The following is a 26,565-nucleotide window of genomic DNA, read 5'->3' as shown; positions in this document are numbered from 1 at the left end:
TGGTACCCGCGGCGGCACCCCGGGGCGCAGGTCCTCACCCGTTCCGGGTGGTCGACGGAGAGCGAGGGTGCGCGCACCCCGTGCTTGCAGTTGAAATTTGAACGGAATACCCCTAGAGTCCTCTTCGTTGAAGGTTCAACCAAAGGCCGCCCCGGTGGCCCCGTCCCACCCACACCCCCCAGGAGCACCCCATGGCCCTCTTCGGCCGCAAGAACGAGTCCGCCACCGCCCTCGCCACCGCCGCGCCCGACTTCACCTCGCTGACCGGCAGCTACGCCCTCGACCCCGCCCACACCGCCATCGGCTTCGTGGCCCGCCACGCCATGGTCACCAACGTCAAGGGCGCCTTCGACGAGGTGTCCGGCACCCTGGACCTGGACGGTGCCGACCCCACCCGCTCCCGCGCCGTCCTCGACATCCAGATGGCCAGCATCAACACCGGCAACGCCGACCGCGACGGCCACCTGCGCAGCGCCGACTTCTTCCGCATCGACGAGTTCCCCACCATGACCTTCCGCTCCACCCGCACCGAGCACCTCGGCGGCGAGGAGTTCCAGATGATCGGCGACCTCAGCATCCTGGGCACCACCCGGCCCATCACCCTCGCCCTGGAGTTCAACGGCGCCGCCACCGACCCGTTCGGCAACCAGCGCGTCGGTTTCGAGGGCAAGGCCGAGCTGCTGCGCTCCGAGTGGGGTCTGACCTGGAACGCCGCGCTGGAGACCGGAGGCGTGCTGGTCTCCGACAAGATCAAGCTGAACTTCGACGTCTCCGCCATCCGCAGCGCCGGCTGATTCGCCACCCCCGGGCACCCCGCACGGTGCCCCGGCCCGCACCCGGGCCCTTCGAGCGCGCCCGCCTTCCGCTTGCCCCCGAGCGAGAGGGCGGGCGCTCGTTCGTTCCCGGGCGCCCGGCGGTTCAGAACCCGCCGCCGAAGTCCCCGCCGCCGTCGCCGAAGCCACCGCCGTCACCGAAACCGCCCCCGTAGTCGCCCGGGTCGACACCGGAGACGTCACCGCCGTCGTGGCCGGCGTCCCCGCCGAAGTCGCCGTACCCCGAGCCGTAGTCGGCGGCGTAGGCGGGAGCGGCCATCATCCCGCCGAGCAGCGTGCCCACCAGCAGACCGGGCAGCAGCGCCCCGCCGAAGTACCCGCCCGCCCACGGCCCGTACGCGGGACCGGCCGCGTAGTAGGGGCGCCGCCCCCCTTCGGTCCCCACCTCGCGCACCAGGGGCTCGGCGCCGTCCCGCAGCCGGGCGGCGTCCGCCGCGCACACCGGTACCGTCCGCTCGGCGCTCCCCGGGGGCGCCCAGGGCACGTCCTCGACGGACGGACCGTGCCGCGGATCGAAGAAGCAGGGGGGCCGCCGCTCGGGCAGCGGCGCACCCGTGCGGCGGGCGTCCAGCACGGCCAGCGAGAAGCGCCCGTCCGCGAGCGCCTCGGTCACCGGACGGACCTCCTCGGGCCGCCGGGCCGCCGCCATAAGCGACTTCGCCCGTTCGTAGGCGTCCAGGGCGTGCGCGTAGTCGGTGCGCATCGCCTCGGTCGCCCCCGCCTCGCCGGGGTGGAAGTCCAGCCGGTCGAGTTCTTCGCCGAAGGCGGTGATGTCCTCGTCCACCACCACCCGCAGCTCGTCCAGGGCGGCCCGCTGCCGCTCCACCCGCGCGGCGGCGCGGTGTCGGCGCCGCCGGGACAGCGCGTACGCGCCCGCGCCGCCCACCACCACCAGCGCCCCGGCCAGCACGAGCGGGGCCACCAGGTCCCCGCCGTCCTGCGCGGCTCCGCCCCAGCCGGCGGGGGCGGAGCCGCGGGCGGCGGGCAGCGCCCGGTCGGCGAAGTCGTTCAGCTGGACCGCGGCCCCGGCGTCGCCCTCCACACTGCGGACCAGGTTGCCCACCGTCGCCGGCGGCAGCACCGTGCTGTCGGCCCGGGCGTCGAACCGGTCCCCCAACCGGACCGCGTACACCCCGGCGATCCCGGTCGCCGTCCGCAGGTCGGTGAAGAGGTTCCGGGTCGGGTGGTCCGCCGGGAGCACCACGACGAACAGCGGCTTGTCCGCCGACTCGACCTTCCGGGCGAGGGCGTCCGCGTCCGCACGGGAGAGCTGGCCGGACGCCGCCGGGTCGACGTAGACGGGGTGCTCCCGCAGGGCGGCGGCGATCGTCGTCACCTCGGTGACCGCGGCGACCGCGGCCGGAGGGGCGGCGGCGGGGACGGCCGGCGCCGCCGGGGCCCCCACCAGCAGGACCGCTGCGGCCAGAGCGAGCACCGGGCCCAGGAGCGCCCGGGGCCCGGAGGGCCTTACGGCGTTCATGCCTTCGACGCTACCCCCATCCGGCGCGGCCGGCCCGGCCGCGCCGGCTACTCCGTGGGCTCCACCCCGGCGCGCCGCAGCCCGAAGGTGTACGCGTCCTCCAGGGCCTGCCAGGAGGCGGCGATCACGTTGTCGGCGACCCCGACCGTGGACCACTCCTCCGCGCCGTCGCTGGTGGAGATGAGCACCCGGGTCGTCGAGTGGGTGCCGTGGCGGCCCTCCAGGATGCGCACCTTGTAGTCGACCAGTTCGAAGGAGCCCAGCTCGGGGTGGATCCGCTCCAGCGCCAGGCGCAGCGCCCGGTCCAGGGCGTTCACCGGACCGTTGCCCTCGGCGGTGGAGACGATGCGCTCCCCCTTGGCCCACAGCTTCACGGTGGCCTCGTTGGCGTGGCTGCCGTCCGGTCGGTCCTCGGTGATCGCCCGCCAGGACTCGGTGCGGAAGTAGCGGCGGGCTCGGCCCTCGGCCTCCTCGCGCAGCAGCAGCTCGAAGGAGGCGTCGGCCGCCTCGTAGGTGTAGCCCCGCAACTCGCGTTCCTTGACCCGGTCAACGACCCGGCCGATCAACTCGCGGTCGCCGCCCAGGTCGACCCCCAGCTCCTTGCCCTTGAGCTCGATGGAGGCCCGACCCGCCATGTCGGAGACCAGCATCCGGATGCGGTTGCCGACCAGTTCGGGGTCGATGTGCTGGTACAGGTCCGGATCCACCTTGATCGCGGAGGCGTGGAGCCCGGCCTTGTGCGCGAACGCGGAGACCCCCACGTACGGCTGGTGCGTGGACGGCGTCAGGTTGACGACCTCGGCGATGGCGTGGGACACCCGGGTCATCTCCCGCAGCCGGCCCTCGGGCAGCACCCGGCGGCCGTACTTCAGCTCCAGGGCCGCGACCACCGGGAAGAGGTTGGCGTTGCCGACCCGTTCGCCGTAGCCGTTGGCGGTGCACTGCACGTGGGTGGCGCCCGCGTCGACCGCGGCCAGGGTGTTGGCGACAGCGCAACCGGTGTCGTCCTGGGCGTGGACGCCGAGGCGGGCCCCGGTGTCGGCGAGGACGGTGGCGACCACGGCCTGGACCTGGGCCGGGAGCATCCCGCCGTTGGTGTCGCAGAGCACCACCACGTCGGCGCCGGCCGCGCTCGCGGTGCGCACGACCTCCTTGGCGTACTGGGGGTTGGCCCGGTAGCCGTCGAAGAAGTGCTCGGCGTCGAGGAACACCCGGCGCCCTTCTCCCCGCAGGAAGGAGATGGTGTCCCGGATCATCTCCAGGTTCTCCTCCAGCGTGGTGCGCAGCGCCAGTTCGACGTGGCGGTCGTGGGACTTGGCGACCAGGGTGATCACCGGAGCGCCCGATTCCAACAGGGCCCGGACCTGCGGGTCCTCGGACGCCTTGCCGTTCGCGCGACGGGTGGAGCCGAAGGCGACCAGCTGGGCGTGCCGGAAGTCGATCTCCTTGGCGGCACGGTCGAAGAACTCGGTGTCCCGGGGGTTGGCCCCCGGCCAGCCGCCCTCGATGAATCCCACGCCGAAGTCGTCCAAGTGGCGGGCGATGGCCAACTTGTCGGAAATCGTGAGGTTGATCCCCTCGCGCTGCGCCCCGTCGCGCAACGTGGTGTCGAAGACGTGGAAACTGTCGTCGGTGGCCTGACTGCTCATGGCGGGGTGACTCCTGTCGGGTGCGTGGCTCCGGAATGACTGGCTCCACTTGCCCCCATCCTCGCGCGCCCTCGCCTCCGGATGGTGGTGGGGTCCGGGAAACGAAAAAACCCCTCGCGGGTGCGAGAGGTCTGCGCGCGGGTCTGGGGCACTGGGCCGCTGATCCCCGGGTGGTGTCGAGTCAGCGGTCCTGCGGACCGGCGCGCCTGTTGCCGATAATCATGGCGAACGAGAGCACAGACGGAGTTTGCCACAGTTCCGTTGCGCACGCGGCACGGTCTCACCCACTGGACGACGGTGGTCGCCCTGCGCTCCCGGCGCCGCGGGCGCGGGCGGCGCCGTCAGCCCCGCGGAGGCGCGGGGGGAGCTCCGGGCGGGGCTCCCGGCAGCAGGGGGGCCTTCCGTCGGTACCGGTAGAACTCCCGGGCCGTGTAGGCCACGAAGGGGACGACGAGCGCGGGCACCAGCCACCAGGGCCACTCCAGCACGAGGGCCAGCGCTCCGGCGAGGACGGAGACGATCAGCATCGTGTAGAAGAGCGGCATGCCGTACCCGCGCCACACGAACGGTTCGACTCGGTGCGGGGTGAGCAGGCGTACCGCGCCGAAGCCGAGCCAGAGCGCCGCGAGGAGACCCGCGAAGGTCCCGATCGCGGCGAGCGCCTGGGGCTCGTCGAACGGCTCCTCGGAGGTGCGCTGCCGCTCGCCGGCCCAGCTGATGGAGGTGATGTCGCCGCGCCAGACGGTGGCGGCCACCCGGTGCCCGGGCCGGAGCCGCTCCATCGGGGGTCGGGGGAGGCCGAGCGAGACGACCTCGGTCCAGGAGGGCGGACGGTGCAGGGTCACCCGGTGGTCGTCGTTCCTGCCGACCTTGTCGACCTCGGTGCTCCGGACCGTGAAGGTCAGCGTGCGCACGCAGTCCAGCGGACCGTCCTCCGCGGCGCGGACCGGGCACGGCTCGGCGGCCGCGAACTCCCGGTACCGCTCGATGCCGTGCGGGAGCCAGACGGTGAACACCGCCGCGCTGACCGCGGCGGCGAAGAGGGCCGCCAGGACCAACCCGGCGCCCTCCCACCGCGTGGCGCGCACGGAGCGCGGCACGGACCGGTCGTGGGGGGGCCGGTCCGTCGATCCGCCGGGGCCGCCCGCGTCGGGTTCCGTCGTCGTCACCGCTCACACCCCCCGGCGCTCCCGGGGCGACCGTCGCCCCGCTCGCCGTCGGTCCGGGTGGGGCGCGGACGACGTTCGGGTGCGCCCGGTCCCGGCCGGACGCTCCCACGTCCGCCCCTCGTGGGAGGGGCGGAGCCGGGGAGCCCGTTCGCGGCGCTCCCCGGACGGGTGCCTCAGGCGAGTCGGTGCATCCAGCCGTGGGGGTCCTCGGCCGCCCCGGACTGGACGGCGAGCAGCGCCTCGCGCAGTCGCATGGTGACCGGACCGGGCTCCCCGTCCGCCTGGGTCCACTGGCCGGAGCGGGACTTGACGGTGCCCACCGGGGTGATCACCGCGGCGGTGCCGCAGGCGAACACCTCGGTCAGGGCGCCGCTGGCGGCGTCGCGGCGCCAGTCCTCGGTCGAGATCCGGCCCTCCTCCGCGGTGTACCCGAGGTCGCGGGCGAGGGTGAGCAGGGAGTCGCGGGTGATCCCGGGCAGCAGCGAGCCGGTCAGTTCGGGCGTGACGATCCGGTCCCCGTACACGAAGTACAGGTTCATCCCGCCCATCTCCTCGACCCAGCGGTGCTCGACCGCGTCGAGCCACACCACCTGGTCGCAGCCCTCGGCGGCGGCCTCCTTCTGCGCCACCAGCGAGGCCGCGTAGTTGCCGCCGGTCTTGGCGGCGCCGGTGCCGCCCTTGACCGCGCGGACGTAGTCCTCGGAGAGCCACACGGAGACGGGCTTGACGCCACCGGGGAAGTAGGCGCCGGCCGGGGAGGCGATGACGAGGAACAGGTACTCGTTGGCGGGTCGCACCCCGAGTCCGACCTCGGTCGCGAACATGAAGGGCCGCAGGTAGAGGGATTCCTCGCCGTGCGCGGGCACCCACCCCTCGTCCTGGGTGACGAGCGCGTCGCAGGCGGCGACGAAGAGGTCGGCGGGCAGTTCCGGCATGGCGAGGCGCCGGGCGGACGCCTGGAACCGTTCGGCGTTGGCCGACGGTCGGAAGGTGGCCACCGAGCCGTCCGGGCGGCGGTACGCCTTGAGCCCCTCGAAGATGGTCTGCGCGTAGTGAAGGGTCATGTTCGCCGGGTCGAGGGAGAGCGGGGCGTACGGCACCAGCTCGGCGTCGTGCCAACCGCGGCCCTCGGTCCACTTGACGGTGACCATGTGGTCGGTGAAGTGACGGCCGAAGCCGGGGTTGCGCAGGATCGCCTCCCGCTGGTCCGCGGGCAGCGGGTGCGCGGAGGGCTTCAGCTCGATTCTGGGCGTCGTCATGACTGGTTGTCCTTCACCGTAGGTTCTCGGGGCCGTGTTCCGGTCCGCCCGTGGGGTGCGCGTACGCCGCACGACCGCCGCGTGACGATACTAGGACGTCCAAGCTTCGCCGGGTAAGGGCGGGTCCGCGACGAATGTGCGGCCCTCGCTTCGAGTATCGCGCGGCGCCGGCGTGCGGGCGGCCGGGGATTCGATGGTGGCACCGCGGGCGGCATGCGAGAAGCCGCCGGACGCCTCGGGCTCCGGCGGCTTCTCGTCCGGGGCGACCCCGGTCCGGGGTCGGGCCCCGGTACGTGTGGCGCGCCGGGTCAGCCGGCTACGCGTGCGGCGAGCGCGTCGCCGATCTGGTCGGTGGTGCGGGGGGTGCCGTCGCGCTCGGCCAGGTCGGCGGAGACGGCCTCCTCGATGCGGGCGGCCTGCGCCTCGTAGCCGAGGTGGCGCAGCAGCAGGGCGACGGACAGGATCGTCGCGGTCGGGTCGGCCTTGCCGGTGCCGGCGATGTCGGGCGCGGAGCCGTGCACCGGCTCGAACATCGAGGGGAAGGCACCGGTCGGGTTGATGTTGCCGGAGGCGGCCAGGCCGATGCCCCCGGTCACGGCGGCGGCCAGGTCGGTGAGGATGTCGCCGAAGAGGTTGTCGGTGACGATCACGTCGAAGCGCTCGGGCTGGGTGACGAAGAAGATCGTCGCCGCGTCCACGTGCAGGTAGTCGGTGGTGACGTCCGGGTACTCGGCGGCGACCGCGTCGAAGGTGTTCTTCCACAGGTGCCCGGCGTACACCAGGACGTTGTTCTTGTGGACCAGGGTCAGCTTCTTGCGGGGGCGGGCGTTGGCGCGCTCGAAGGCGTCCCGCACGACCCGCTCCACGCCGTAGGCGGTGTTCACGCTGACCTCGGTGGCGACCTCGGCCGGGGTGCCGGTGCGCAGCGAGCCGCCGTTGCCGGTGTAGGGGCCCTCGGTGCCCTCGCGGACCACCACGAAGTCGATCTCGGGGCGGCCGGCGAGCGGGGTCGCCGTGTTCGGGAACAGCTTGGACGGCCGCAGGTTGATGTAGTGGTCGAAGGCGAAGCGGAGCTTGAGGAGGAGGCCGCGCTCCAGCACGCCGGACGGCACCGAGGGGTCGCCGATCGCTCCGAGGAGGATCGCGTCGTGCCCCTTGAGGGCGGCCAACTCCGCGTCGGGGAGGGTCTCCCCGGTGCGGTGCCAGCGCTGGGCGCCGAGGTCGTACTCCTCCGTCTCCAGCTTCACGTCCTCGGGGAGGACCGCGCTGAGGACCTTGAGCCCCTGGGCCACGACCTCCTGGCCGATGCCGTCACCGGGGATCACTGCGAGATTGATGCTGGCAGACATGGCGGCACCTTATCGTCCGTCCCAGGGTGTGACACCAGGCGTCCACCATGCGGACGCGCGGGTGACGGGGGGGCGTCAGTGCCCGGTGGCGCCGCCGTTGTCACGGCGGTCGAGGGCGCGCTGGAGGGCGGCGGCGGCGTTCTTGCGCTCGGCGTCGTTCGAACGGCGGTGACGGACTCGGCGGATGGTCGTCTCGGCCATGGCGGGGTGCTCCTTGACGTCCGGAAGTACGGAAGGGAGGGGGAGGTGCGCGGTCGCCGGGGGCGACGGAACGCCGAAGGGCGCGGGAACGCGGGCCGCAGGGGTCACCTGCACCGGGGCACCGGTCCGCCGCCGCACCGCCCGATCGGGCGGATCCTCGGCTCCCTACCAAGCTAAGGGAGTCGGAGGCATCTGTCTCCACAAGTAGTCGGACTTCCTACTATCTGAGACGGGGCGCGCGTCGTCGCAGGTCACCACGGGTGTGCCCCGCGACACACGCCCCGGGCCGACCCCGGGGCGGGCTCAGCGGTCGAGGAAGTCCGCACACCGGTGGGGACCCGACGGACCCCGGTCGTCCGGCTCGATGGTGACCTCCACCTCGTCGGCCCTCACCCCCGGTTCGAGCACGGCCTGGGCACGCGCCAGGGTGCACACCAGCTGCCCGGTGCCGGCGTCCACGTGGGGGCCGTCCAGCCGCATGGTGACGCGCGTGCCCCGCCCGGTCATCTCGTAGGTGCCCGAGACGTGCACCAGCGTGGTGAGTGCCTCGTCGTACCCGGGCGGCGGCCCCTGGGCGAGCAGCTTCACCACCTCCGCGAGGTCCTCGACCTTCCGCCCGAGCAGGGGCACCGCCCGCAACCCGGTCTCGGAGGCGAAGTACAGCCGCATCCCCCGGGTCAGTCCGGTGGCCGGCTCCCCCGCCTCGACCACCCCGGTCGGCTGCACCCCGCACCCCGTCAGGGCAGCGCCGAACAGCGCCGCCACGGCGACCGCCGCGACCGGCGTCCTTTGGCCCGTCCGCGCCCCGCTCACTCCCCCGCCTCCTCGGTGCGCCGCCACGGCAGCCGCAGGACGAACACCGCGCCCCGGGCCGCCGGGCCGGCCTCGGCCACCTCGATGGTGCCGCCGTGCAGCCGGGCGTTCTCCCACGCGATCGCGGTCCCCAGCCCGCTGCCCGGTCCGTGGTCGGCGACCGCCCCGCGGGTGCGTGCCGCGTCCGCCTTGTAGAAGCGGTCGAAGACCCGCTCCCGCGCCTGCGGCGGCAGCCCGGGACCGTGGTCGGCGACCTCCACCACCACCCACTCCCCTCCGTCCGCCCGCTCCGTCCGGAGCGTCACGGTGACCGGCGGCGCGCCGTGGTGCAGGGCGTTGCCCACCAGGTTCGCCACGATCACGTCCACGCGGCGCCGGTCGACCACCGCCCGCACCCCCTCCGGCAGCCGGGTGTCCACCCGCTCCGTCCACCCCCGCGCCGCCAGTGACGCCCGCACCGTGTCGGCGAGGTCCGTCTCCACCGCGTGCAGCCGCACCGCCCCGGCGTCGAAGCGGGAGATCTCCATCAGGTCCTCGACCAGCCGGGCCAACCGGGCCGTCTCCGCGCCGACGGTACGGGCCGCCCGGGCCGCGTCCGGCGGCAACTGGTCGGCGTCCTCCTCCAAGACGGTCGCCACCATCGTCATCGCGGCCAGCGGCGTGCGCAGTTCGTGCGACACGTCCGCGACGAAGCGACGCGCCTTGGCCTCCTGCTCGCGCAACTCCGCGTCGGACGCCTGGAGCGCGTCCGCCGTCTCGTTGAACGTCCGGGCCAGCCGGGCCAGTTCGTCGTGGCCGGTGACGGCCGCCCGGCTGCCCAGGTCGCCGGCGGCCAGCCGGCGGGTGGCCCGGCCCAGGGTGCGCACCGGGCGCAGCACCGTCCCGGCCGCCAGCAGGGCCAGCACCACGGCCAGGCCCACCACCGGCACGATCCCCGACCGGACGGAGTCCAGCAGGGCGGCGGTGTCCTCCTCCTCGGCCCGCAGATCGGTGATCGCGAAGACCTCCAGCCCCGAGGACCGGCCGTCCTCCGCGTAGGTGACGGGCATGCCCACCACCAGGTACGGCAGGTCCCCCACCGCCACCCGTTGGAACCGGGCCCCGCCGCCGGCGCCGACCGCGGCCCGCAGTGCGGGGGTGATCCGGGGCTCCGGCTCGGCGTAGCGGTCGGAGATCCCGCTCAGGTCCCGGTAGCGGGCGACCACGATCCGCCTGCCGAGGCCCTCCGAGACCCGATCCGCGAACCCGGTCAGCGCCCGCTGGTCGGCCGGCAGGTCGAAGTCGGCGGCGACCCGGGCGACCTGGGCTCGGAGGTCGTCCACCGCGGTGTCCTGGGTGCGTTCGAGGACGGCGGTGCGGGCGTCCCGGTAAGCAAGGGCGGTCGCGGTGACCGCGCTGACCAGGGCGACCGCGACGAAGGTGACGACGAGCCGGGTCCGCAGCCCGCCGAGCAGCCCGCGGGCGCCCCGTCTCACAGCGGCCCGAAGCGGTAGCCGAAGCCGCGCACCGTCTGCACGTACCGGGGCCGGGCGGCCACGTCCTCCACCTTGGCCCGCAGTCGCCCCACCGCCGCGTCCACCAGCCGGGAGTCCCCCAGGAAGGTGTGGTCCCAGACGGAGGCGAGGAGTTGCTCCCGGCTGAAGACCCGGCCGGGCGAGGCCGACAGCTCCAGCAGCAGCCGCAGTTCGGTGGGCGGCAGCGCGATGGCCGTGCCGCGCTTGGTGACGGTCAGCCCCACCCGGTCGATGACCAGCCCGGCGAAGTCCGGCCCGGCCGCCCGGTCCGTCCCGGACGGCTCGGCGCGCCGCAGCACCGCCCGGATGCGGGCCTCCAGCACGGGCGCGGTGACCGGTTTGGTCACGTAGTCGTCGGCGCCCGCCTCCAGCCCGGCCACCACGTCCTGGTCGTCGCCGCGGGCGGTCAGCATGATGATCGGGAGCACGGCGCTGCGGGCACGGATGCGGCGGCACACCTCGAAGCCGTCCATCCCCGGCAGCATCAGGTCCAGGACCGCGAGGTCGACCTCGTGCCCGCCGGGGCCGTCGAGCAGGGCGAGGGCCTCCTCCCCCGTCGCCGCCGTGTCGATGGCGTACCCGTGCCGGCGCAGCACGAGCTCCATTCCGTCCCGTACGGACGCGTCGTCCTCGATGAGCAGCACCTGCGGCATGCGGTCGATTATGGGCACCGCAGCCGCCGGTCCACGACCCCTCCCGACAGGGGAAGTGCAGGTCGGAGGCATTGTTACGTTCTCATCATGTGGCCATGGACCGGTCATGACGTGCGGTGCCGAGGGTGGGGCGCATGATCTCCATGGCCTTCCCTCCCCGTCGCGTCCGACTGCGTCTGGCCGCGCTGGTCGCGGTTCCGCTGCTCGCCCTCCCGGTGGCCTGCGGCGCCGGGACCCGCGAGAGCGCCACCGCCGACGTCCCCTCGCTCCCGGCCGCCCCCTCGGCCTCGAAGTCCGGCCCGGACCGGGCGGGCGGCAGCCCCCGCCCCGAGGGCAAGAGCGCCTTCTACGACGCGCAGGTGACGTACGTGCGGTGCATGCGCGCCGAGGGCGGCTACCCCGACTTCCCCGACCCCAGGCTCAGCGGCCACCTCGACTGGGACCGGATCGACGAGATCGGTTCCCAGCCCGGGCGCAACGAGGGCATCAAGGGCGGCAAGAACGGAGCGTGCGTGGACGAGCTCCGGGCGGCCCTGAACGCCCAACCGGAGATCGACCAGCAGAAGGCGTACGAATCGATGCTCGCGCACGCCCAGTGCATGCGCGACAACGGCGTCTCCCGGTTCACCAACCCGGTCATGAGCAACGGCAACGCGGTCCCCGGCGGCGACCCCAACCCGGCCTCCCCCGCGCTCGACCCGGACTCGCCGGCGTACCGGCAGGCCGACGAGGCGTGCGCGTCGAAGCTGCTCGAAGGTCTGGACGGCATGCAGTGAGGCGCCGCACCCACCTCGCCCTCCTCGCCGCCTGCGTCGCGGCGGCCGCCACCGCGGGGGTCCTGCTGCTCGGCGCGGAGGACGGGGGGCGGGGCCCCGAACGGGGCGCCGACCTGCCGCCGGCCACCGCGACCGTGGTCCGCACCGACCTGGTCAGGTCCACCACGGTGGACGGGACGCTCGACTTCGCCCGACGGCGCCCCGTCCGCGCCGCCGTCGAGGGCACCGTCACGGTGGCCGCCCGCGAGGGGAGCACCCCGGGCCGGGGGGAGGCCTTGTACGAACTGGACGACAAGCCGGTCACCCTGCTGTACGGGCCGGTCCCGATGTACCGGGAGATGAAGGTCGGCGACCGCGGCAGCGACGTGCTCCAGTTGGAGCGCAACCTGCGCGACCTGGGGCTCGGTGCGGGAGTGCACGTCGACGTCTGGTACGACGGGGCCACCGAGGCGGCCGTGAAGCGTTGGCAGAAGTCCCTGAACCGCGAGCCCACCGGCCGGGTGGGCCTGGGCCACGTCGTGTTCCAGCCGGACCGGGTCCGGGTGGTCTCCGCCGAGGCGGCCCTCGCCGACCGGGTGGGCCCGGACACCACCGTGCTCGCCGTCGCCTCCACCGAACCGGTCGTCCGGGCCGAACTGGAGCAGGACGAGGGGGCGCTGGCCGCGAGTGGCACCCGGGTCGAGGTCGTCCTGCCCGACGGCAGGACCGCCTCCGGCGAGGTGGTCCGGACGGTGCGCCCGCAGGACGAGGCGGACGCCGGGGACGGAGCGGGGTCCGGGGACGGCATCACCGTCGAGATCGCCCTGGCCGACGGGGGGCGGGCGGTGGCCGCGCAGGACACCGGTGCGACGGCCAGCGTGCGGTTCGTCAGCGAGGCGAGGAAGGGGGTCCTCGCAGTGCCCGTGGAGGCGGTCGTCGCCCTGCGCGGCGAGGACGGCGGCTACGGCCTCCAGATCGTCCGGGGCGCCACCGCCGAACTGGTGCGGGTGGAGACCGGGATGACCGCGGACGGCCGGATCGAGGTCAGCGGCCCCGGGTTGCGCGAGGGCCTACGGGTGGGGGTGGCCGCCTCGTGACGGCTCCCCCGGTGGTCGAACTGCGCGGCGCCACCAAGGCGTACCCGGGCGGTGTGCACGCCCTGCGCGGAGTGGACCTCACCCTCGCGGAGGGCGAACTGGTCGCCGTGGTCGGCCCGTCCGGCTCCGGCAAGTCCACGATGCTCCAGCTGATGGGCACCCTCGACCGGCCCACCTCGGGCAGCGTGCGGATCGCCGGGCACGAGGTGGCCGCCCTGTCCGACGCCGGACTGTGCGCCCTGCGCGCCCGGCACGTCGGCTTCGTGTTCCAGCACTTCCACCTGGCGGCCGGCCGGGACGCGGTCGACAACGTCGCGGACGGCCTGCTGTACGCGGGCGTACCGCCCCGCCGGCGGCGCGCTCTGGCCCGGGAGGCGCTGGCCCGGGTGGGACTGGACCACCGCCGCGGACACACCCCGCAGGAGCTGTCCGGCGGCGAGAAGCAGCGGGTGGCCGTCGCCCGCGCCCTGGTGGGCGCGCCCCGGCTGCTGCTTGCGGACGAGCCCACCGGCGCCCTGGACACCGCGTCCGGTGCGGTCGTCATGGAGCTGCTGCACGAGCTGAACGCGGCCGGCACCACCGTCTGCGTGATCACCCACGACCACGGGATCGCGGACGCGCTGCCGCGCCGGGTGCGGATGCGGGACGGCCTGGTCGTCGCGGACGCCGCCCGACCGGGGAAGGGCCGCCCGTGAGGACCGCCGATCCCCTCAGGCCCGCCCGGCTCACCCCGGGGGACGTGCTGCGCACGGGCGCGGTCGGGCTGCGGGCGCGCCGGGCCCGGGTGGTGCTCTCGGCCCTGGGCATCGCCCTCGGCATCGCGACCATGGTCACCGTGGTCGGACTGTCCGAGTCGAGCCGTGCGGACCTGATGGCCAGGCTGGACCGGCTCGGGACCAATCTACTGACCGCCGAGGCCGGCGAGGACGTGCACGGCAACCGCGCCGTCCTGTCCAGGAACGCGGTCGCCATGGTCGAACGGATCGGGCCGGTGCTGCACGCCACGGCCACCGCCGAGGTCGACGCCCGCATCCGGCGCAGCGATCTGGTGCCGGTGGAGCGCACCGCCGGTGTCACCGCCCAGGCGGCCCGCACCGATCTGTTGGCGGCGCTGGGGGCCGAGGTCGAGCGGGGCGTGTGGTTGGACCGGGCCCGTGAACGGCTGCCCACCACGGTCCTCGGGTCCGTGGCGGCCAAGCGCCTGGGGGTGGTCCGCCCGGGCGAGACGATCATGATGAACGAGGTGCGGGTGGTCGTCGTCGGCATCCTGCGGCCGGTCGAGCTGGTGCCCACCGTGGACCGGGTGGCCCTGGTCGGGTTCCCCGCCGCCGAACGCCACTTCGGCTTCGACGGTCATCCCACCACCGTCTTCGAGCGCTCCACCGACGCCTCGGTGGCGGAGGTGCGGGCGGTCCTGGCCCGCACCGTCAACCCCGGGGACCCGGCGGCCGTCAAGGTGTCCCGTCCCTCGGACGCGCTGGCCGCCAAGGCCGCCGCCGACGAGGGGCTGACGGCCCTGATGCTCGCCCTGGGGGCGGTGGCGCTGCTGGTCGGCGGGGTGGGCGTGGCCAACACCATGGTCATCTCCGTGCTGGAGCGCCGTCAGGAGATCGGGCTGCGCCGTGCGTTGGGCGCCACCCGCGGCGCGATCCGGCTCCAGTTCGTCACCGAGGCGCTGCTGTTGTCGGCGTGCGGTGGGGTGGCGGGCGCCCTGCTCGGGGCGGTGACCACGTACGGCTTCGCCCGGGCGCAGGGGTGGTCGGCGGTGGTTCCGCCCTGGTCGCTGGCCGGTGGGCTGGTCGCCACGCTGCTGATCGGGGTGGTCGCGGGCCTGTACCCGGCCGTCCGCGCCGCCCGGCTCCATCCCGCGCTGGCGCTGAACGCGGTCTGAGGCGGTGGGGGCGGGCGCCACAGGGGGCGCCCGCGACCCGCCGCGTCAGAGCACGTCGCCGTCGCGCCAGTCGAACAGCAGGGGCCGCTCCGGGTCCAGGGCGCCGAGGCCGCCCCGCGGGTGGGCGGCCCACACGTAGGTGGTGCCCTCCTCCTCGGCGAGCCGTTCCTCGCCCGCGGGCCCGAGGACGCCCAGCCGGCCGGGCCACACCTGCCAACCGCGTCCCGCGTACAGGGCCGCGCCCTCCTCGCTGGCCGACAGCGCCCCGTAGGCGTAGGAGCGTTCGACGACCTCCTCCAGGGCCGCCATCACGGCTCCGCCGAGCCCCCTGCGGCGCAGGTCGGCGCGGACCGCGACGCCCTCCACGTAGCCGATGCGCAGGGAGCGGCCGGCGTGCACCACCCGGCGCTGGACCACGGAGCCGTGGGCGGCGATGCCGTGGGCGTCGGTCAGCAGGGCGTGCATGCCGCCCACGGTGTGGTCCCAGTCGTCGTCGCTGAAGTCGCCGTCGAAGACGGTGTCGAGGAAGGTCCGCGCCTCCCGCAGTTCCGCCGCGGTGAGCTGGGCGGTGTGGGCGAGGCGCGGCGCGGGGGCTGAGGTCGGGGTGTTCGTCACCGCGCCAGTATCGACGGGCGGGCGGTGCCCCGCACCCGAATACCCGCCGTGCGCCCGGGAGTCCGGTGACAGCCCGGAGCTATCGTCCGGGGCTGTCTTCCGGGCCGCCGGTCCCCGGCGCACACTCCCGGGCATGACACGGACCCCGCAGCGCTGGACCCCGATCCACGGCGAGCCCTACCGTCCCGAGCCGTACCGGCCCGAGCGCCCCCGTCCCGACGTCTGCGTGGCGCGGGCGGCGGAGTTGCGGGGCCGCATGGAGGAACGGCGGACGGTCCGGATGTTCTCCGCCGACCCGGTGCCGCCGGAGGTGGTGCGGGACGCCGTGGCGTGCGCCCGGACCGCGCCGTCCGGGGCGCACCAGCAGCCGTGGACGTTCGTGCTGGTGCGGGACCCCGGGGTGCGGCGGGCGATCAGGGAGGCGGCGGAGCGCGAGGAGCGCGTCTCCTACGACGGGCGGCTGGGCGAGGAGTGGTTGGCGGCGCTGCGTCCGCTCGGCACCGACGAGGTGAAGCCCCACCTCACGGACGCGCCCGCGTTGATCGTCGTCTTCCAGCAGCGGTACTGGGTGGGGCCGGACGGCACCCGGCGCAAGCACTACTACGTCAACGAGTCGGTGGGCATCGCGGTGGGGGTGCTGCTGACCGCGCTGCACCTGTCGGGGCTGGCCGCCCTGGTGCACACGCCGAGCCCGATGGGGTTCCTGCGGGAGGTGCTCGGGCGGCCGGCGAACGAGAAGGCGTTCGCGGTGCTGCCGGTCGGCTATCCCGCCGAGGACTGCGTGGTCCCGGCCCTGGTGCGCAAGTCGCTGGACCAGGTGCTGGTGGAGGTCTGACGCCGCGGGACGGGGCCGGCGTGGAGACCGCCCCGGACCCCGGCTTGGGGGACCGGGGAACGGGGCGGTGTCGAGGGGCCCGCGCGCGGACCGGGGGGCGGTCCGCGCGCGGGCGGGGCGGTGGCCGGGCTGGGAAGTGAGCCACCGCCGTGGGGCGGCCGGTGCGGGGCCGCCCGGGTCGGGGTCAGCCCATGTGCGGGTAGGTGTAGTCGGTCGGCGCGACCAGGGTCTCCTTGATGGCCCGGGTCAGCGTCCAGCGCATCAGGTTCTGCGGGGCGCCCGCCTTGTCGTTGGTGCCCGAGGCCCGGCCGCCGCCGAAGGGCTGCTGGCCGACGACGGCACCGGTCGACTTGTCGTTGATGTAGAAGTTGCCGGCGGCGTAGCGCAGCTTCTCCATGGTGTGCGCGACGGCGGCACGGTCGCCGGCGATCACGGACCCGGTGAGCGCGTAGTCGGACACCGACTCCATCTGGTCGAGCATGGCGTCGTACTGGTCGTCCTCGTATACGTGGACGGCCAGGAACGGGCCGAAGTACTCGGTGGTGAACACCTCGTTGGTCGGGTCGGTGCACTCGACGACCGTCGGGCGGACGAAGTAGCCCACCGAGTCGTCGTAGGAGCCGCCGGCGACCACGGTGCAGGTCGGATCGGCCTGGGCCCGGTCGATGGCGGCCTTGTTCTTGGCGAATGCCCGCTCGTCGATGACGGCGCCGATGAAGTTCGACAGGTCGGTGACGTCGCCCATGGCGAGCCCGTCGACCTCGGCCGCGAACTCCTCCCTGAAGCCGGAGTTCCAGAGCGAGGCCGGGACGTACGCACGGGAGGTCGCCGAGCACTTCTGGCCCTGGTACTCGAAGGCGCCGCGGGTCAGGGCGGTCTTCAGGACGGCCCGGTCGGCGCTGGGGTGCGCCACGACGAAGTCCTTGCCGCCGGTCTCGCCGACCAGCCGCGGGTAGGTGCGGTACGTGCCGATGTTCTCGCCGACCGTCTTCCACAGGTGCTGGAAGGTCGGGGTGGAGCCGGTGAAGTGGATGCCCGCGAGGTCGCGGTGGTTCAGGGCCACCTCGGACACGGCGATGCCGTCGCCGGTGACGAGGTTGATGACGCCCTTGGGCAGCCCGGCCTCCTCCAGCAGCTGCATCAGCAGCACCGCGGCGTGGGTCTGCGTCGGGGACGGCTTCCACACCACGACGTTGCCCATGAGCGCGGGGGCGGTGGGCAGGTTGCCCGCGATGGCGGTGAAGTTGAAGGGCGTGATCGCGTAGACGAAGCCCTCCAGCGGACGGTGGTCCAGCCGGTTCCACACGCCCGGGGAGTTCGCCGGCGGCTGCTCGGCGAGCAGGTCACGGGCGTAGGCGACGTTGAAGCGCCAGAAGTCGACCAGTTCGCAGGGGGTGTCGATCTCGGCCTGCTGGGCGGTCTTGGACTGGCCGAGCATGGTGGAGGCGGCCAGCGTCTCGCGCCAGGGGCCGGCGAGCAGCTCGGCGGCGCGCAGGATGATCGCCGCCCGGTCGTCGAAGGACGTCGCGCGCCAGGCGGGGGCGGCGGCCAGGGCCGCGTCGACGGCGTCCCGGGCGTCCTGCTGGGTCGCGTTGCGGTAGGTGCCGAGCACGGCGCGGTGGTTGTGGGGCTGCACGACCTGGAAGGCGTCGCCGCCGCCCAGCCGCTTCTCGCCGCCGATGGTCATCGGCAGGTCGATCGGGTTCTCGGCCAGCTCCTTGAGCTTGGCCTCCAGCCGGGCGCGCTCCGGGGAGCCGGGGGCGTAGCCGTGGACCGGCTCGTTGACCGGTGCGGGGACCTGGGTCACAGCGTCCATGGTTTCCGTGTCTCCTAAGTGGGTCGGGAGGGGTCGGGGAGCGCTCAGCCCTTGGTGAGGATGGAGCGGGCGAAGAAGAGCAGGTTCGCGGGCTTCTCCGCGAGACGGCGCATGAAGTAGCCGTACCAGTCGGTGCCGTACGCGGTGTACACGCGCATGCGGTGGCCCTCGGCGGCCAGTCGCAGGTGCTCCTCGCTGCGGATGCCGTACAGCATCTGGAACTCGTACTCGTCCAGCTTGCGGCCGGCGCGGTGGGCGAGGTCCTGGGCGATGGCGATCAGGCGCGGGTCGTGGGACCCGATCATCGGGTACCCCTCGCCCTCCATGAGGATGCGCAGGACCCGCACGAACGCCTTGTCGATCTCGGGCTTGTCCTGGTGGGCGACGGAGGCGGGCTCCTTGTAGGCGCCCTTGACGATCCGCACCCGGCACCCTTCGGCGGCGAGCCGGCGGGCGTCCTCCTCGGTGCGGAACAGGTACGCCTGGATGACGCAGCCGGTCTGCGGGAAGTCCTTCCGCAGCTCGCTGTGGATGGCGAACATCGAGTCGAGGGTGGTGTGGTCCTCGGCGTCCAGGGTGACGGTGGTGCCGATCGCGGCGGCGGCCTCCACCACGGGCCGCACGTTGGCCAGCGCCAGCTCGTGGCCGCCCTCCAGGGCCTGCCCGAACATGGACAGCTTCACCGACATCTCGGCGCGCTCGCCCAGCCCCAGCTCCCGGAGCCGTTCGATCAGCTCCAGGTAGGCGTCCCGGGCGGCGAAGGACTGCTCGCGGGTGGTGATGTCCTCGCCGACGACGTCGAGGGTGACCTCCAGGCCCTGCTCGGCGGCCCCGCTCACGATCGGGATCACCTGGTCGACGGTCTCCCCGGCGATGAACCGGGCGACCACCTGCTTGGTGCCCGGAGCCGCCGACACGAACCGGCGCATCCTGTCGCTGCGCGACGCGGCGAGAATCACGGGACCCAGCACGGGCCACCTCCACGGAGAGAACGAACGGGCCGTCGGCCCGGGAGGTCCAGCGCGGTGCGACGGTCCGGGGTACGGCGAGGGGAACCACCGTGAAACCTAAGGATCGCTCCGATCCTCTGCCATCTACAGCTGTCACGCATCCGTGGCCGGTATCTCAGACATCTGTATGAAGAAGCTCCGCCGGTGCCGGAGAATGGGATCCGTGAAGGGCGACTATCAGGAACTCGTCGACGAGGTCTCGGCACTGCTCGGGGCCCCCGCCACCCTGGAGGACCGGGACTTCCGGCTGATCGCGTTCGGCGCCCACGACAGCGACGACGACCGGGCCATGGACCCGGTCCGGACCCGGTCGATCCTCACCCGCGGCTCCACGGCGGCGGTGCGCGCCTGGTTCGAGGGCTTCGGCATCACCCGGGCCACCGGCCCGGTGCGCATCCCGGCGGCCCCCGAGGCGGGGGTGTTCCGGGGCCGGATCTGTCTGCCGGTGCGCCACCGCAACGTTGCCCTCGGCTACGTCTGGCTGCTGGACGACGACCCCGGCCCCACCGACGCCCGACTCGCCGCCGCCATGGAGGTCACCGCACGGATCGGGGTGCTCCTCGCCGACGAGGAACAGGCCGACGCCGACCTCGCCCGGGAGCTGCGGGCGCTGCTCACGGCGGAGCGCGGCTGGCAGCGGGACATGGCGGTGGCCGCACTGCGCACCGCCTTGGGGCCGCGGGCCGAGGGCCTGCACACGGTGGTGTGCGTGGCGCCCTGGTCGCTGCCCGGGACGGCCGCCCCGACACCGCCCTCGGTCCGTGCGCTGCCCGCCGCGACGGCGCTGTGCACCCTGGCCTGGGGCTCCGACGCCGAAGCCCTCGCCGTGTTGGTACGGCTGCGGACGTCCGACGCGCTCGATCCGGCGCTGTCGGTCGCGGCGCGGCTGCGCGCCACGGCCGCCGGGGCCCGGCAGTCGCCCACCGCCGGGCTCGGGGCGGTGCGACGGGACCTGGCCGAGGTGCCGGACGCCTGGCGCCAGGCCGCGGCGGCGGCCCGCGCGGCCCGGGCCGAGCCCCGGTTCGGCCCGGTCGCCCAGTGGTCGGCGATCGGCCCGTACCGGCTGCTGACCGCGCTGCCGGCCACCGCCCCGGACGGCGATCCGGTGGCCCGCGAACTGCTCGCCCCCGCCCACCACGAGCTGGCCCGCACCGCGGAGGTGTACCTGGACCGGGCGGGGCAGGCGGGGCGTGCCGCCGCCGAGTTGGGCATCCACCGGCAGACCCTCTACTACCGCCTCTCCCGGGTGGAGCAGCTCACCGGCCTGGACCTCGACGACGGCGAGGACCGGCTGTTGCTGCACATGGCGCTGAAGGCGGCGCGGTTGGAGCCCCGCTCCGACCCGAGCTGATCCGCACCCCCGCCGAGCGGCCCCGAGCGGTCCGCTCCGGCGGCCTCCGGTTCAGGCCGCCGGAGCGCCGGTGCGGACCGGGCGGTCAGGCGTCCCGGGCCGCGGTCATCACCCGGCGGAGCCCTTCGGTGAGTTCGGCGGCGGTCGGGGTGGTGTCCGGGTCGAAGAACCACTGCACCATCAGCCCCTGGAGCAGGGTCGAGTAGAAGCCCCCGGCGGTGGTCGCCAGCGGGTCGGCGGGCTGAGGTTCGGGGCCGCCGAGGAACATCGCGACGAGCCCGCTGCGGGCCTGTCCGCTGGCGCGGGCCAGGTGCTCGCGGACCCCGGGGAGCCGGTCGGCGTGCACCATCACCTCCAGGCCCAGCCGCCAGGTCGGCGCGTTCTCGGCGAAGGTGCGGATGACGTTCTCCCAGGACCGCTCGAAGCGGGCCAGGGAGCCGTCCGCCGTGGGGTCCTGCTCGCCCGCCGGGGCGTCGAAGGCCGTGCTGACGCCCTCCACGAGTTCCACGTACGCCTGCGCCAGGAGCGCGTCCTTGGAGCCGTAGTGGTACCCGATGGACGCCAGGTTCGTCCCGGACTCGCGGACCACGTCGCGCGCCGTCGTTCCCAGGAAGCCCTTCTCCAGCAAGCAGCGCTTCGCGCCTTCCAGCAAGTCCTCGCGGTGTCCCATGCCGGGCAGCGTACCGACGTTCCCGCCCCTCCCTCCCCGCCCGTCCGTACGGGCGTCATAGACACTCGTATAAGACGGCCGTATAGTCCCTGCCATGACCACCCACCCACCGGCGGCCCCCGGGCCCGTCGGCGCTCCGCCGCGCGCCGGACGCCGCGAGTGGACCGCGCTCGCGGTCCTGATGCTCCCCCTGCTGCTCGTCTCCATGGACGTGTCCGTGCTCTACTTCGCCGTCCCGGCGATCAGCGCGGACCTCGCCCCGAGCGGCACCCAACAGCTGTGGATCTTCGACGTCTACGCCTTCGTCCTCGCCGGACTGCTGATGACGATGGGATCGGTGGGCGACCGCGTCGGCCGCCGCAGGCTGCTGCTGCTCGGTGCCGTCGCCTTCGGCGCGGCCTCCCTCTGCGCCGCCTACGCCCCCAGCGCCGAATCGCTGATCGCCGCCCGCGCCCTGCTGGGCGTCGGCGGCGCGGCCCTGATGCCCTCGACGATGGCCCTGGTGCGGAGCCTGTTCCGGGACCCCGGACAGCGCGCCCGCGCCATCGGCGTCTGGTCGGCCGTGATGACGGGCGGGGTGGCCCTCGGCTCCGTCCTGAGCGGGGTGCTCGTGGAGCACTTCTGGTGGGGCTCCGTCTTCCTGGTCAACCTGCCCGCCATGGTGCTGCTGCTGGTGCTCGCCCCGCTGCTGCTCCCCGAGTCCAAGGACCCCGCGCCCGGCCGCTTCGACCTGCCGGGCGTGGTGTTGTCGACGGCCTCGGTGCTCCCCCTGGTCTACGGGCTCAAGGAGATCCCCGCCGAGGGCCTCGTCGCCCCCGCGCTGCTGCCCCTGCTGGTGGGGCTGGTCTTCGCCGCGCTGTTCGTACGGCGGCAGCGCACCGCCACCGCTCCCCTGCTGCCCCCCGCGCTGTTCCGGGGCCGCGGCTTCGGGCCCGCGGTCTGCCTGAACTCCCTCGCCATGTTCGCGATGATGGGCTCGGCCTACTTCACCACCCAGTACCTCCAGTCGGTGCTCGACAAGAGCGCGATGGAGGCCGCCCTGTGGTCGCTGCTGCCCTCGGCGTTGATCGGGGTCGCCGCCCCCGCCACCACCGCCCTGGTCCAGCGCGGCGCCCGCCGCGGGCACGTCGTCACCGGCGGCTTCGGGCTGGCCGCCGCCGGGTTCGGGCTGCTGGCAACGGTCGGCACCGACTCGCTGGGATGGGTCCTGGCCGGCTCGGGGGTGCTGGCCTGCGGGGTCGTCACCGTGATGGCGCAGATGACGGACGTGGCCCTGGCCGCGGCCCCGCCCGAGCGGGCCGGCTCGGCGTCGTCCCTGCTGGAGACGGGCCAGGAGTTCGGCGGGGCCCTGGGGATGGCCGTCCTGGGCTCGCTCGGCACGGCCGTCTACCGGCACCGGATGGACGGGGCGACCGTGGACGGCGCCCTGCCCGAGGCCGCGCGGGAGACCCTCGGCGGCGCCCTGGCGGTGGCCGGGGAGCTGCCGGAACACACCGCGGGAGCCCTCGCCGCCCTGGCCCGGGAGGCGTTCACGGACGGCTTGGGAGCGGCGGCCCTCGGCGGGACGCTGGTGTTGCTGCTGGCCGCCGTGACCGCCCTGCTGGTGGTGCGCGAACCGCCTCCCGGCGGTCGGGAACGGGGCTGAGGCTCCGCACGCGTACGGGGCCGGTCGATCCGGGGGGATCGACCGGCCCCGTAGGGGATGCCGGAGGCGGTGACGTCAGTCCGTGAGGTCCACCGAGCGGGCCGAGACGGCGCCGATCTCCTCGCCCAGCTCCGCGAGCACCGCGGCGGGCACGGTGTCGTCGACGGTGAGGACGGCGAGGGCCTCGCCACCGGCCACCGCGCGGGAGACCTGCATGCCCGCGATGTTGACGCCCGCCTCGCCGAGGACCCGGCCGACCGTGCCGACGACGCCGGGACGGTCCGCGTACTTCAGCACGACCATGTGGTCGGCGAGGGCGAGGTCGATGTCGTGCTCGCCGATCGCCACGATCTTCTGGTGGTGCTTGGGGCCGGCCAGGGTGCCGGAGACCGAGACCTCCTGGCCGTCGCCCAGGGTGCCGCGCACCGTGACCACGTTGCGGTGGTCGGGGGACTCGCTGGACGTGGTCAGCCGCACCTCGACACCGCGCTCCTGCGCGAACAACGGGGCGTTGACGTAGGACACCGTCTCGTCCACGACGTCCTCGAACACGCCCTTGAGCGCGCTGAGTTCGAGGACCTTCACATCGTGCTGGGTGATCTCGCCGTACACCTCGACGTCCAGCCGCACCGCGACCTCACCGGCCAGCGCGGTGAAGATGCGGCCCAGCCGCTCGGCCAGCGGCAGCCCCGGCTTGACGTCCTGGGCGATGACGCCGCCCTGCACGTTCACCGCGTCCGGCACCAGCTCGCCGGCGAGCGCCAGCCGCACCGAGCGCGCCACCGCGATGCCCGCCTTCTCCTGGGCCTCGTCGGTGGAGGCGCCCAGGTGCGGGGTGGCCACCACCTGGTCGAACTGGAACAGCGGCGAGTCGGTGCACGGCTCCTTGGCGTACACGTCGAGCCCGGCGCCGGCGACCCGGCCCTCCTTCAGCGCCGAGTACAGCGCCTCCTCGTCCACGATGCCGCCGCGGGCGGCGTTGACGATGCGGACGGTCGGCTTGACCTTGTGCAGCGCCTCGTCGCCGATGAGACCGAGGGTCTCGGGGGTCTTCGGGAGGTGGACGGTGATGAAGTCGGAGACCTCCAGCAGCTCGTCCAGCGAGAGCACCTTGACGCCCATCTGGGCGGCGCGGGCGGGCTGCACGTAGGGGTCGTAGGCGACGACCTTCATGCCGAAGGCGGACATCCGCTGGGCGACGAGCGCGCCGATGCGGCCGAGGCCCACCACGCCCAGGGTCTTCTCGGCGAGTTCGACGCCGGTGTACTTCGAGCGCTTCCACTCGCCGTTCTTCAGCGCGGCGTTGGCCTGCGGGATGTTGCGCGCGGTGGCGACCAGCAGACCGCAGGCCAGTTCGGCGGCGGTGACGATGTTGGAGGTGGGGGCGTTGACGACCATCACGCCGGCCTTGGTGGCGGCGGAGACGTCCACGTTGTCGAGCCCCACGCCGGCGCGGGCGACGACCTTCAGCTTGCGGGCGGCCGCGATGGCCTCGGCGTCGACCTTGGTCGCCGAGCGGATGAGGATGGCGTCGACGTCGGCGATCGCGGGCAGCAGCTCGGAACGGTCGGCGCCGTTGCAGTGCCTGATCTCGAAGTCGGGCCCGAGCGCGTCCACAGTCGCGGGCGACAGCTCTTCAGCGATGAGTACGACCGGTTTGCCGTTGGCAGCAGTGCTCACGTGAGTCCTCACAAGTCCATTGCGGACGGCCGTCCCGACGGCCGCAGGCGGTGGAGGTTGGCTTGCCGCGTGGAAGACGCACGACGCTGTGGGCCTGACGCGTATGTGCTGTGCAGTGTAGTGGCGGAACGGGAGACATTTTCCGCCGCTCCGGAAGGATCACCCTTCCGTGGCTGGCCGAACTGGACAAACGTCCCACGGCCGTCGGGTCGGTGACCGGAAGTCGACGCCGCCCCGCTCCCTCGTGCGCAGGGGACCGGAGCACCTCGGAAGCGTCGCTCCGGCCCCTTCCGGCCCTCGGGGAAGCCCCTGACCCGGAGAAACGCGCTCCCGTGCGGCAGCGGCGCACCGCGCGGTCGGGCCCGCGCCGGCGTCGCCGTAGCGAAGCGGGCGCACGGGGGCACGCCCGCGCGCGGGGCACCCGGTCCGGCGCGCGGGGCGCGGACCGTGGTGCACCAGCGCACGGGCGGTGGCACGGACGGGGCTTACGCCTCCTCGTCCACCCAGCTCATCAGCTTGCGCAGCTCCTTGCCGGTGGTCTCCAGCAGGTGCTTCTCGTCGGCCTTCTTGTACTCGTTGTACTGCGGCAGACCGTCCTGGTACTCCTTCATCCAGTTGTTGGCGAAGGTGCCGTCCTGGATCTCGCCGAGGACCTTCTTCATCTCGGCCTTGGTGGCGTCGGTGACGATCCGCGGGCCGGTGACGTAGTCGCCCCACTCGGCGGTCTCGGAGATCGACCAGCGCATCTTCTCCAGGCCGCCCTCGTACATGAGGTCGACGATCAGCTTCAGCTCGTGCAGGCACTCGAAGTAGGCGATCTCCGGCTGGTAACCGGCCTCCACCAGGGTCTCGAAGCCGGCCTTGACCAGCGCCGAGGCACCGCCGCACAGCACGGCCTGCTCACCGAACAGGTCGGTCTCGGTCTCCTCGGTGAAGGTGGTCTTGATGACGCCGGCGCGGGTGCCGCCGATGGCCTTGGCGTAGGACAGGGCCAGCGCGAAGGCGCTGCCGGAGGCGTCCTGCTCGACCGCGACGATGCAGGGGACGCCGCGGCCCTCCTCGTACTGGCGGCGCACCAGGTGGCCCGGGCCCTTGGGGGCGACCATGCACACGTCGACGCCGGCCGGGGGCTTGATGAAGCCGAAGCGGATGTTGAAGCCGTGCCCGAAGAACAGGGCGTCGCCGTCCTTCAGGTGCTCCTTGATGGACTCCTCGTAGACCTTGGCCTGGATCGGGTCCGGCACGAGGATCATGATGACGTCGGCCTCGGCCGCCGCCTCGGCGGGGGTGACCACGCGCAGGCCCTGCTCCTCGGCCTTGGCCTTGGACTTCGAGCCCTCGTGCAGACCCACGCGGACGTCGACACCGGAGTCCCGCAGGGACAGCGCGTGGGCGTGGCCCTGGCTGCCGTAACCGATGACGGCGACCTTGCGGCCCTGGATGGTGGACAGGTCGGCGTCGGCGTCGTAGAACAGCTCGGCCACTGGGTTTCTCCTTGGTGTGTTTCTGCCGGTGTCGCTGGGTGTGCGTCCCACCGTACGGCGGGCGGGGAGGGGGAGGTGACAGGGTCTCGCGATGCGGGCGCGCGCGTGGGGTGGTACGCGCGCGGAGCCTCCTCCGCGAGGGGAGCGAGGTCCGCGCCGGGTGCACCGCCCCACGCGCGCGGAGGGTCCCGCGCACACGAGGGCTCGACGGGGCGGGGACGTGGCCCCGCCCCAGTGTCAGGCGGAGCGGTCCAGGGACCGCAGCGAGCGGTCCGTGATGGACCGGGAGCCCCGTCCGATGGCGATGGTGCCGGACTGGACGAGTTCCTTGATGCCGAACGGCTCCAGCATCCTGAGCATCGCCTCCAGCTTGTCGCTGGAACCGGTGGCCTCGATGGTGACGGCCTCCGGCGAGACGTCCACGGTCTTGGCGCGGAACAGCTGGACGATCTCCACGATCTGGGAGCGCGTCTCGTTGTCGGCGCGGACCTTGGCGAGGACGAGTTCGCGCTGCACCGCGGAGCCGGGTTCCAACTCGACGATCTTCAGCACGTTGACGAGCTTGTTGAGCTGCTTGGTGACCTGTTCGAGGGGGAGGTCCTCGACGTTGACCACGATGGTGATGCGGGAGATGTCGGGGTGCTCGGTGACACCGACCGCGAGCGAGTCGATGTTGAATCCGCGGCGGGAGAACAGTGCGGCGATCCGGGCGAGGATGCCGGGGGTGTTCTCGACCAGGACCGAGAGCGTGTGCTTGGACATGACGGTCATTCTCTTCCTGCCTCGATCGTCTTCC

Annotated in this window: 24 protein-coding genes; 8 read left to right on the top strand and 16 right to left on the bottom strand. The window is 73.6% G+C overall.

The genetic code is table 11. From position 1 onward, the window contains the following. The first annotated feature begins 191 nt into the window (after positions 1–191). Positions 192–794 carry a YceI family protein gene (locus ACSMX9_RS22110; RefSeq protein ID WP_445396327.1) on the top strand — a complete coding sequence of 201 codons (603 nt, stop codon included), beginning with the start codon at positions 192–194 and terminating at the stop codon, positions 792–794. A 124-nt stretch (positions 795–918) separates the two neighbouring features. Here the strand turns inward: ACSMX9_RS22110 and ACSMX9_RS22105 are convergent, their stop codons facing one another. The 9 genes from ACSMX9_RS22105 to ACSMX9_RS22065 form a co-directional block, all read right to left on the bottom strand. Continuing rightward, positions 919–2,313: a hypothetical protein gene (locus ACSMX9_RS22105; RefSeq protein WP_445396325.1), complete on the bottom strand. Its 1,395-nt coding sequence runs from the start codon at positions 2,311–2,313 to the stop codon at positions 919–921. 47 nt (positions 2,314–2,360) lie between these two features. Next, on the bottom strand, positions 2,361–3,962 hold the full coding sequence (gene cimA / locus ACSMX9_RS22100) for a citramalate synthase (protein WP_445396323.1): 1,602 nt from the start codon (positions 3,960–3,962) through the stop codon (positions 2,361–2,363). Positions 3,963–4,303: 341 nt separating this feature from the next. Then, complete coding sequence (locus ACSMX9_RS22095) at positions 4,304–5,131, bottom strand: hypothetical protein (protein WP_445396321.1); 828 nt, start codon at positions 5,129–5,131, stop codon at positions 4,304–4,306. A 173-nt stretch (positions 5,132–5,304) separates the two neighbouring features. Beyond that, positions 5,305–6,390, bottom strand: coding sequence for a branched-chain amino acid aminotransferase (locus tag ACSMX9_RS22090; RefSeq protein WP_445396319.1), 1,086 nt, complete (start codon positions 6,388–6,390; stop codon positions 5,305–5,307). 308 nt (positions 6,391–6,698) lie between these two features. Next, a complete protein-coding gene (locus tag ACSMX9_RS22085) occupies positions 6,699–7,739 on the bottom strand; it encodes a 3-isopropylmalate dehydrogenase (protein ID WP_445396317.1) in 1,041 nt (346 codons plus the stop codon). A 75-nt stretch (positions 7,740–7,814) separates the two neighbouring features. Beyond that, complete coding sequence (locus ACSMX9_RS22080) at positions 7,815–7,940, bottom strand: hypothetical protein (protein ID WP_351239692.1); 126 nt, start codon at positions 7,938–7,940, stop codon at positions 7,815–7,817. A 303-nt stretch (positions 7,941–8,243) separates the two neighbouring features. Then, positions 8,244–8,753, bottom strand: a complete 510-nt coding sequence (locus ACSMX9_RS22075; protein WP_445396315.1) for a GerMN domain-containing protein — start codon at positions 8,751–8,753, stop codon at positions 8,244–8,246. Beyond that, positions 8,750–10,228 carry an ATP-binding protein gene (locus ACSMX9_RS22070; protein WP_445396313.1) on the bottom strand — a complete coding sequence of 493 codons (1,479 nt, stop codon included), beginning with the start codon at positions 10,226–10,228 and terminating at the stop codon, positions 8,750–8,752. Before ACSMX9_RS22070 ends, ACSMX9_RS22075 begins: the two co-directional genes overlap by 4 nt. Further along, entirely contained in the window at positions 10,225–10,920 is a 696-nt protein-coding gene (locus tag ACSMX9_RS22065; protein ID WP_351239698.1) for a response regulator transcription factor, read from the bottom strand. The genes ACSMX9_RS22070 and ACSMX9_RS22065 overlap by 4 nt, the downstream gene beginning before the upstream one ends. Before the next feature lie 143 nt (positions 10,921–11,063). On the opposite strand from ACSMX9_RS22065, the gene ACSMX9_RS22060 reads away from it, so the two are divergent. Genes ACSMX9_RS22060 through ACSMX9_RS22045 form a run of 4 tightly spaced genes read left to right on the top strand, consistent with a single transcriptional unit; the run spans position 11,064 to position 14,663 of the window. Continuing rightward, positions 11,064–11,696: a hypothetical protein gene (locus ACSMX9_RS22060; protein ID WP_445403063.1), complete on the top strand. Its 633-nt coding sequence runs from the start codon at positions 11,064–11,066 to the stop codon at positions 11,694–11,696. Then, positions 11,693–12,772: a peptidoglycan-binding protein gene (locus ACSMX9_RS22055; RefSeq protein WP_445396311.1), complete on the top strand. Its 1,080-nt coding sequence runs from the start codon at positions 11,693–11,695 to the stop codon at positions 12,770–12,772. Before ACSMX9_RS22060 ends, ACSMX9_RS22055 begins: the two co-directional genes overlap by 4 nt. Continuing rightward, positions 12,769–13,467, top strand: a complete 699-nt coding sequence (locus ACSMX9_RS22050) for an ABC transporter ATP-binding protein (protein ID WP_445396309.1) — start codon at positions 12,769–12,771, stop codon at positions 13,465–13,467. The genes ACSMX9_RS22055 and ACSMX9_RS22050 overlap by 4 nt, the downstream gene beginning before the upstream one ends. Continuing rightward, positions 13,464–14,663: an ABC transporter permease gene (locus tag ACSMX9_RS22045; protein WP_445396307.1), complete on the top strand. Its 1,200-nt coding sequence runs from the start codon at positions 13,464–13,466 to the stop codon at positions 14,661–14,663. The genes ACSMX9_RS22050 and ACSMX9_RS22045 overlap by 4 nt, the downstream gene beginning before the upstream one ends. Positions 14,664–14,708: 45 nt before the next feature. Here the strand turns inward: ACSMX9_RS22045 and ACSMX9_RS22040 are convergent, their stop codons facing one another. Next, positions 14,709–15,278: a GNAT family N-acetyltransferase gene (locus tag ACSMX9_RS22040; RefSeq protein WP_445396305.1), complete on the bottom strand. Its 570-nt coding sequence runs from the start codon at positions 15,276–15,278 to the stop codon at positions 14,709–14,711. A 133-nt stretch (positions 15,279–15,411) separates the two neighbouring features. Between ACSMX9_RS22040 and ACSMX9_RS22035 the strand changes: the two genes are divergently transcribed. Further along, positions 15,412–16,113, top strand: a complete 702-nt coding sequence (locus tag ACSMX9_RS22035; RefSeq protein ID WP_445396303.1) for a nitroreductase family protein — start codon at positions 15,412–15,414, stop codon at positions 16,111–16,113. Positions 16,114–16,297: 184 nt separating this feature from the next. Here ACSMX9_RS22035 and pruA read toward each other — a convergent pair whose 3' ends face one another. Continuing rightward, positions 16,298–17,929: an L-glutamate gamma-semialdehyde dehydrogenase gene (gene pruA, locus ACSMX9_RS22030; RefSeq protein ID WP_445396301.1), complete on the bottom strand. Its 1,632-nt coding sequence runs from the start codon at positions 17,927–17,929 to the stop codon at positions 16,298–16,300. Between the two features lie 44 nt (positions 17,930–17,973). Then, positions 17,974–18,900 (bottom strand): proline dehydrogenase family protein, encoded by a 927-nt coding sequence (locus ACSMX9_RS22025; RefSeq protein ID WP_445396299.1) that lies wholly within the window; start codon positions 18,898–18,900, stop codon positions 17,974–17,976. 193 nt (positions 18,901–19,093) lie between these two features. On the opposite strand from ACSMX9_RS22025, the gene ACSMX9_RS22020 reads away from it, so the two are divergent. Beyond that, on the top strand, positions 19,094–20,290 hold the full coding sequence (locus ACSMX9_RS22020; protein ID WP_445396298.1) for a PucR family transcriptional regulator: 1,197 nt from the start codon (positions 19,094–19,096) through the stop codon (positions 20,288–20,290). An 85-nt stretch (positions 20,291–20,375) separates the two neighbouring features. On the opposite strand, the gene ACSMX9_RS22015 is transcribed toward ACSMX9_RS22020, so the two are convergent. Then, the gene (locus tag ACSMX9_RS22015; RefSeq protein WP_445396296.1) at positions 20,376–20,960 is read right to left on the bottom strand and encodes a TetR/AcrR family transcriptional regulator; all 585 of its coding nucleotides are present in this window, start codon (positions 20,958–20,960) and stop codon (positions 20,376–20,378) included. A 94-nt stretch (positions 20,961–21,054) separates the two neighbouring features. Here ACSMX9_RS22015 and ACSMX9_RS22010 point away from each other — a divergent pair, with 94 nt between their 5' ends. After that, on the top strand, positions 21,055–22,605 hold the full coding sequence (locus ACSMX9_RS22010; protein ID WP_445396294.1) for an MFS transporter: 1,551 nt from the start codon (positions 21,055–21,057) through the stop codon (positions 22,603–22,605). A gap of 75 nt (positions 22,606–22,680) precedes the next feature. Here the strand turns inward: ACSMX9_RS22010 and serA are convergent, their stop codons facing one another. From serA to ilvN, 3 genes are all read right to left on the bottom strand, one after another. Next, positions 22,681–24,285 carry a phosphoglycerate dehydrogenase gene (gene serA / locus ACSMX9_RS22005; RefSeq protein WP_445396292.1) on the bottom strand — a complete coding sequence of 535 codons (1,605 nt, stop codon included), beginning with the start codon at positions 24,283–24,285 and terminating at the stop codon, positions 22,681–22,683. Positions 24,286–24,770: 485 nt separating this feature from the next. Then, complete coding sequence (ilvC, locus tag ACSMX9_RS22000) at positions 24,771–25,769, bottom strand: ketol-acid reductoisomerase (RefSeq protein WP_445396290.1); 999 nt, start codon at positions 25,767–25,769, stop codon at positions 24,771–24,773. A 237-nt stretch (positions 25,770–26,006) separates the two neighbouring features. Then, positions 26,007–26,531 (bottom strand): acetolactate synthase small subunit, encoded by a 525-nt coding sequence (gene ilvN / locus ACSMX9_RS21995; RefSeq protein ID WP_351239728.1) that lies wholly within the window; start codon positions 26,529–26,531, stop codon positions 26,007–26,009. Between the last annotated feature and the right edge of the window lie 34 nt (positions 26,532–26,565).

The organism is Streptomyces sp. LE64 (genome assembly GCF_052606915.1).
This window is presented reverse-complemented; position numbering and strand designations above follow the sequence as displayed.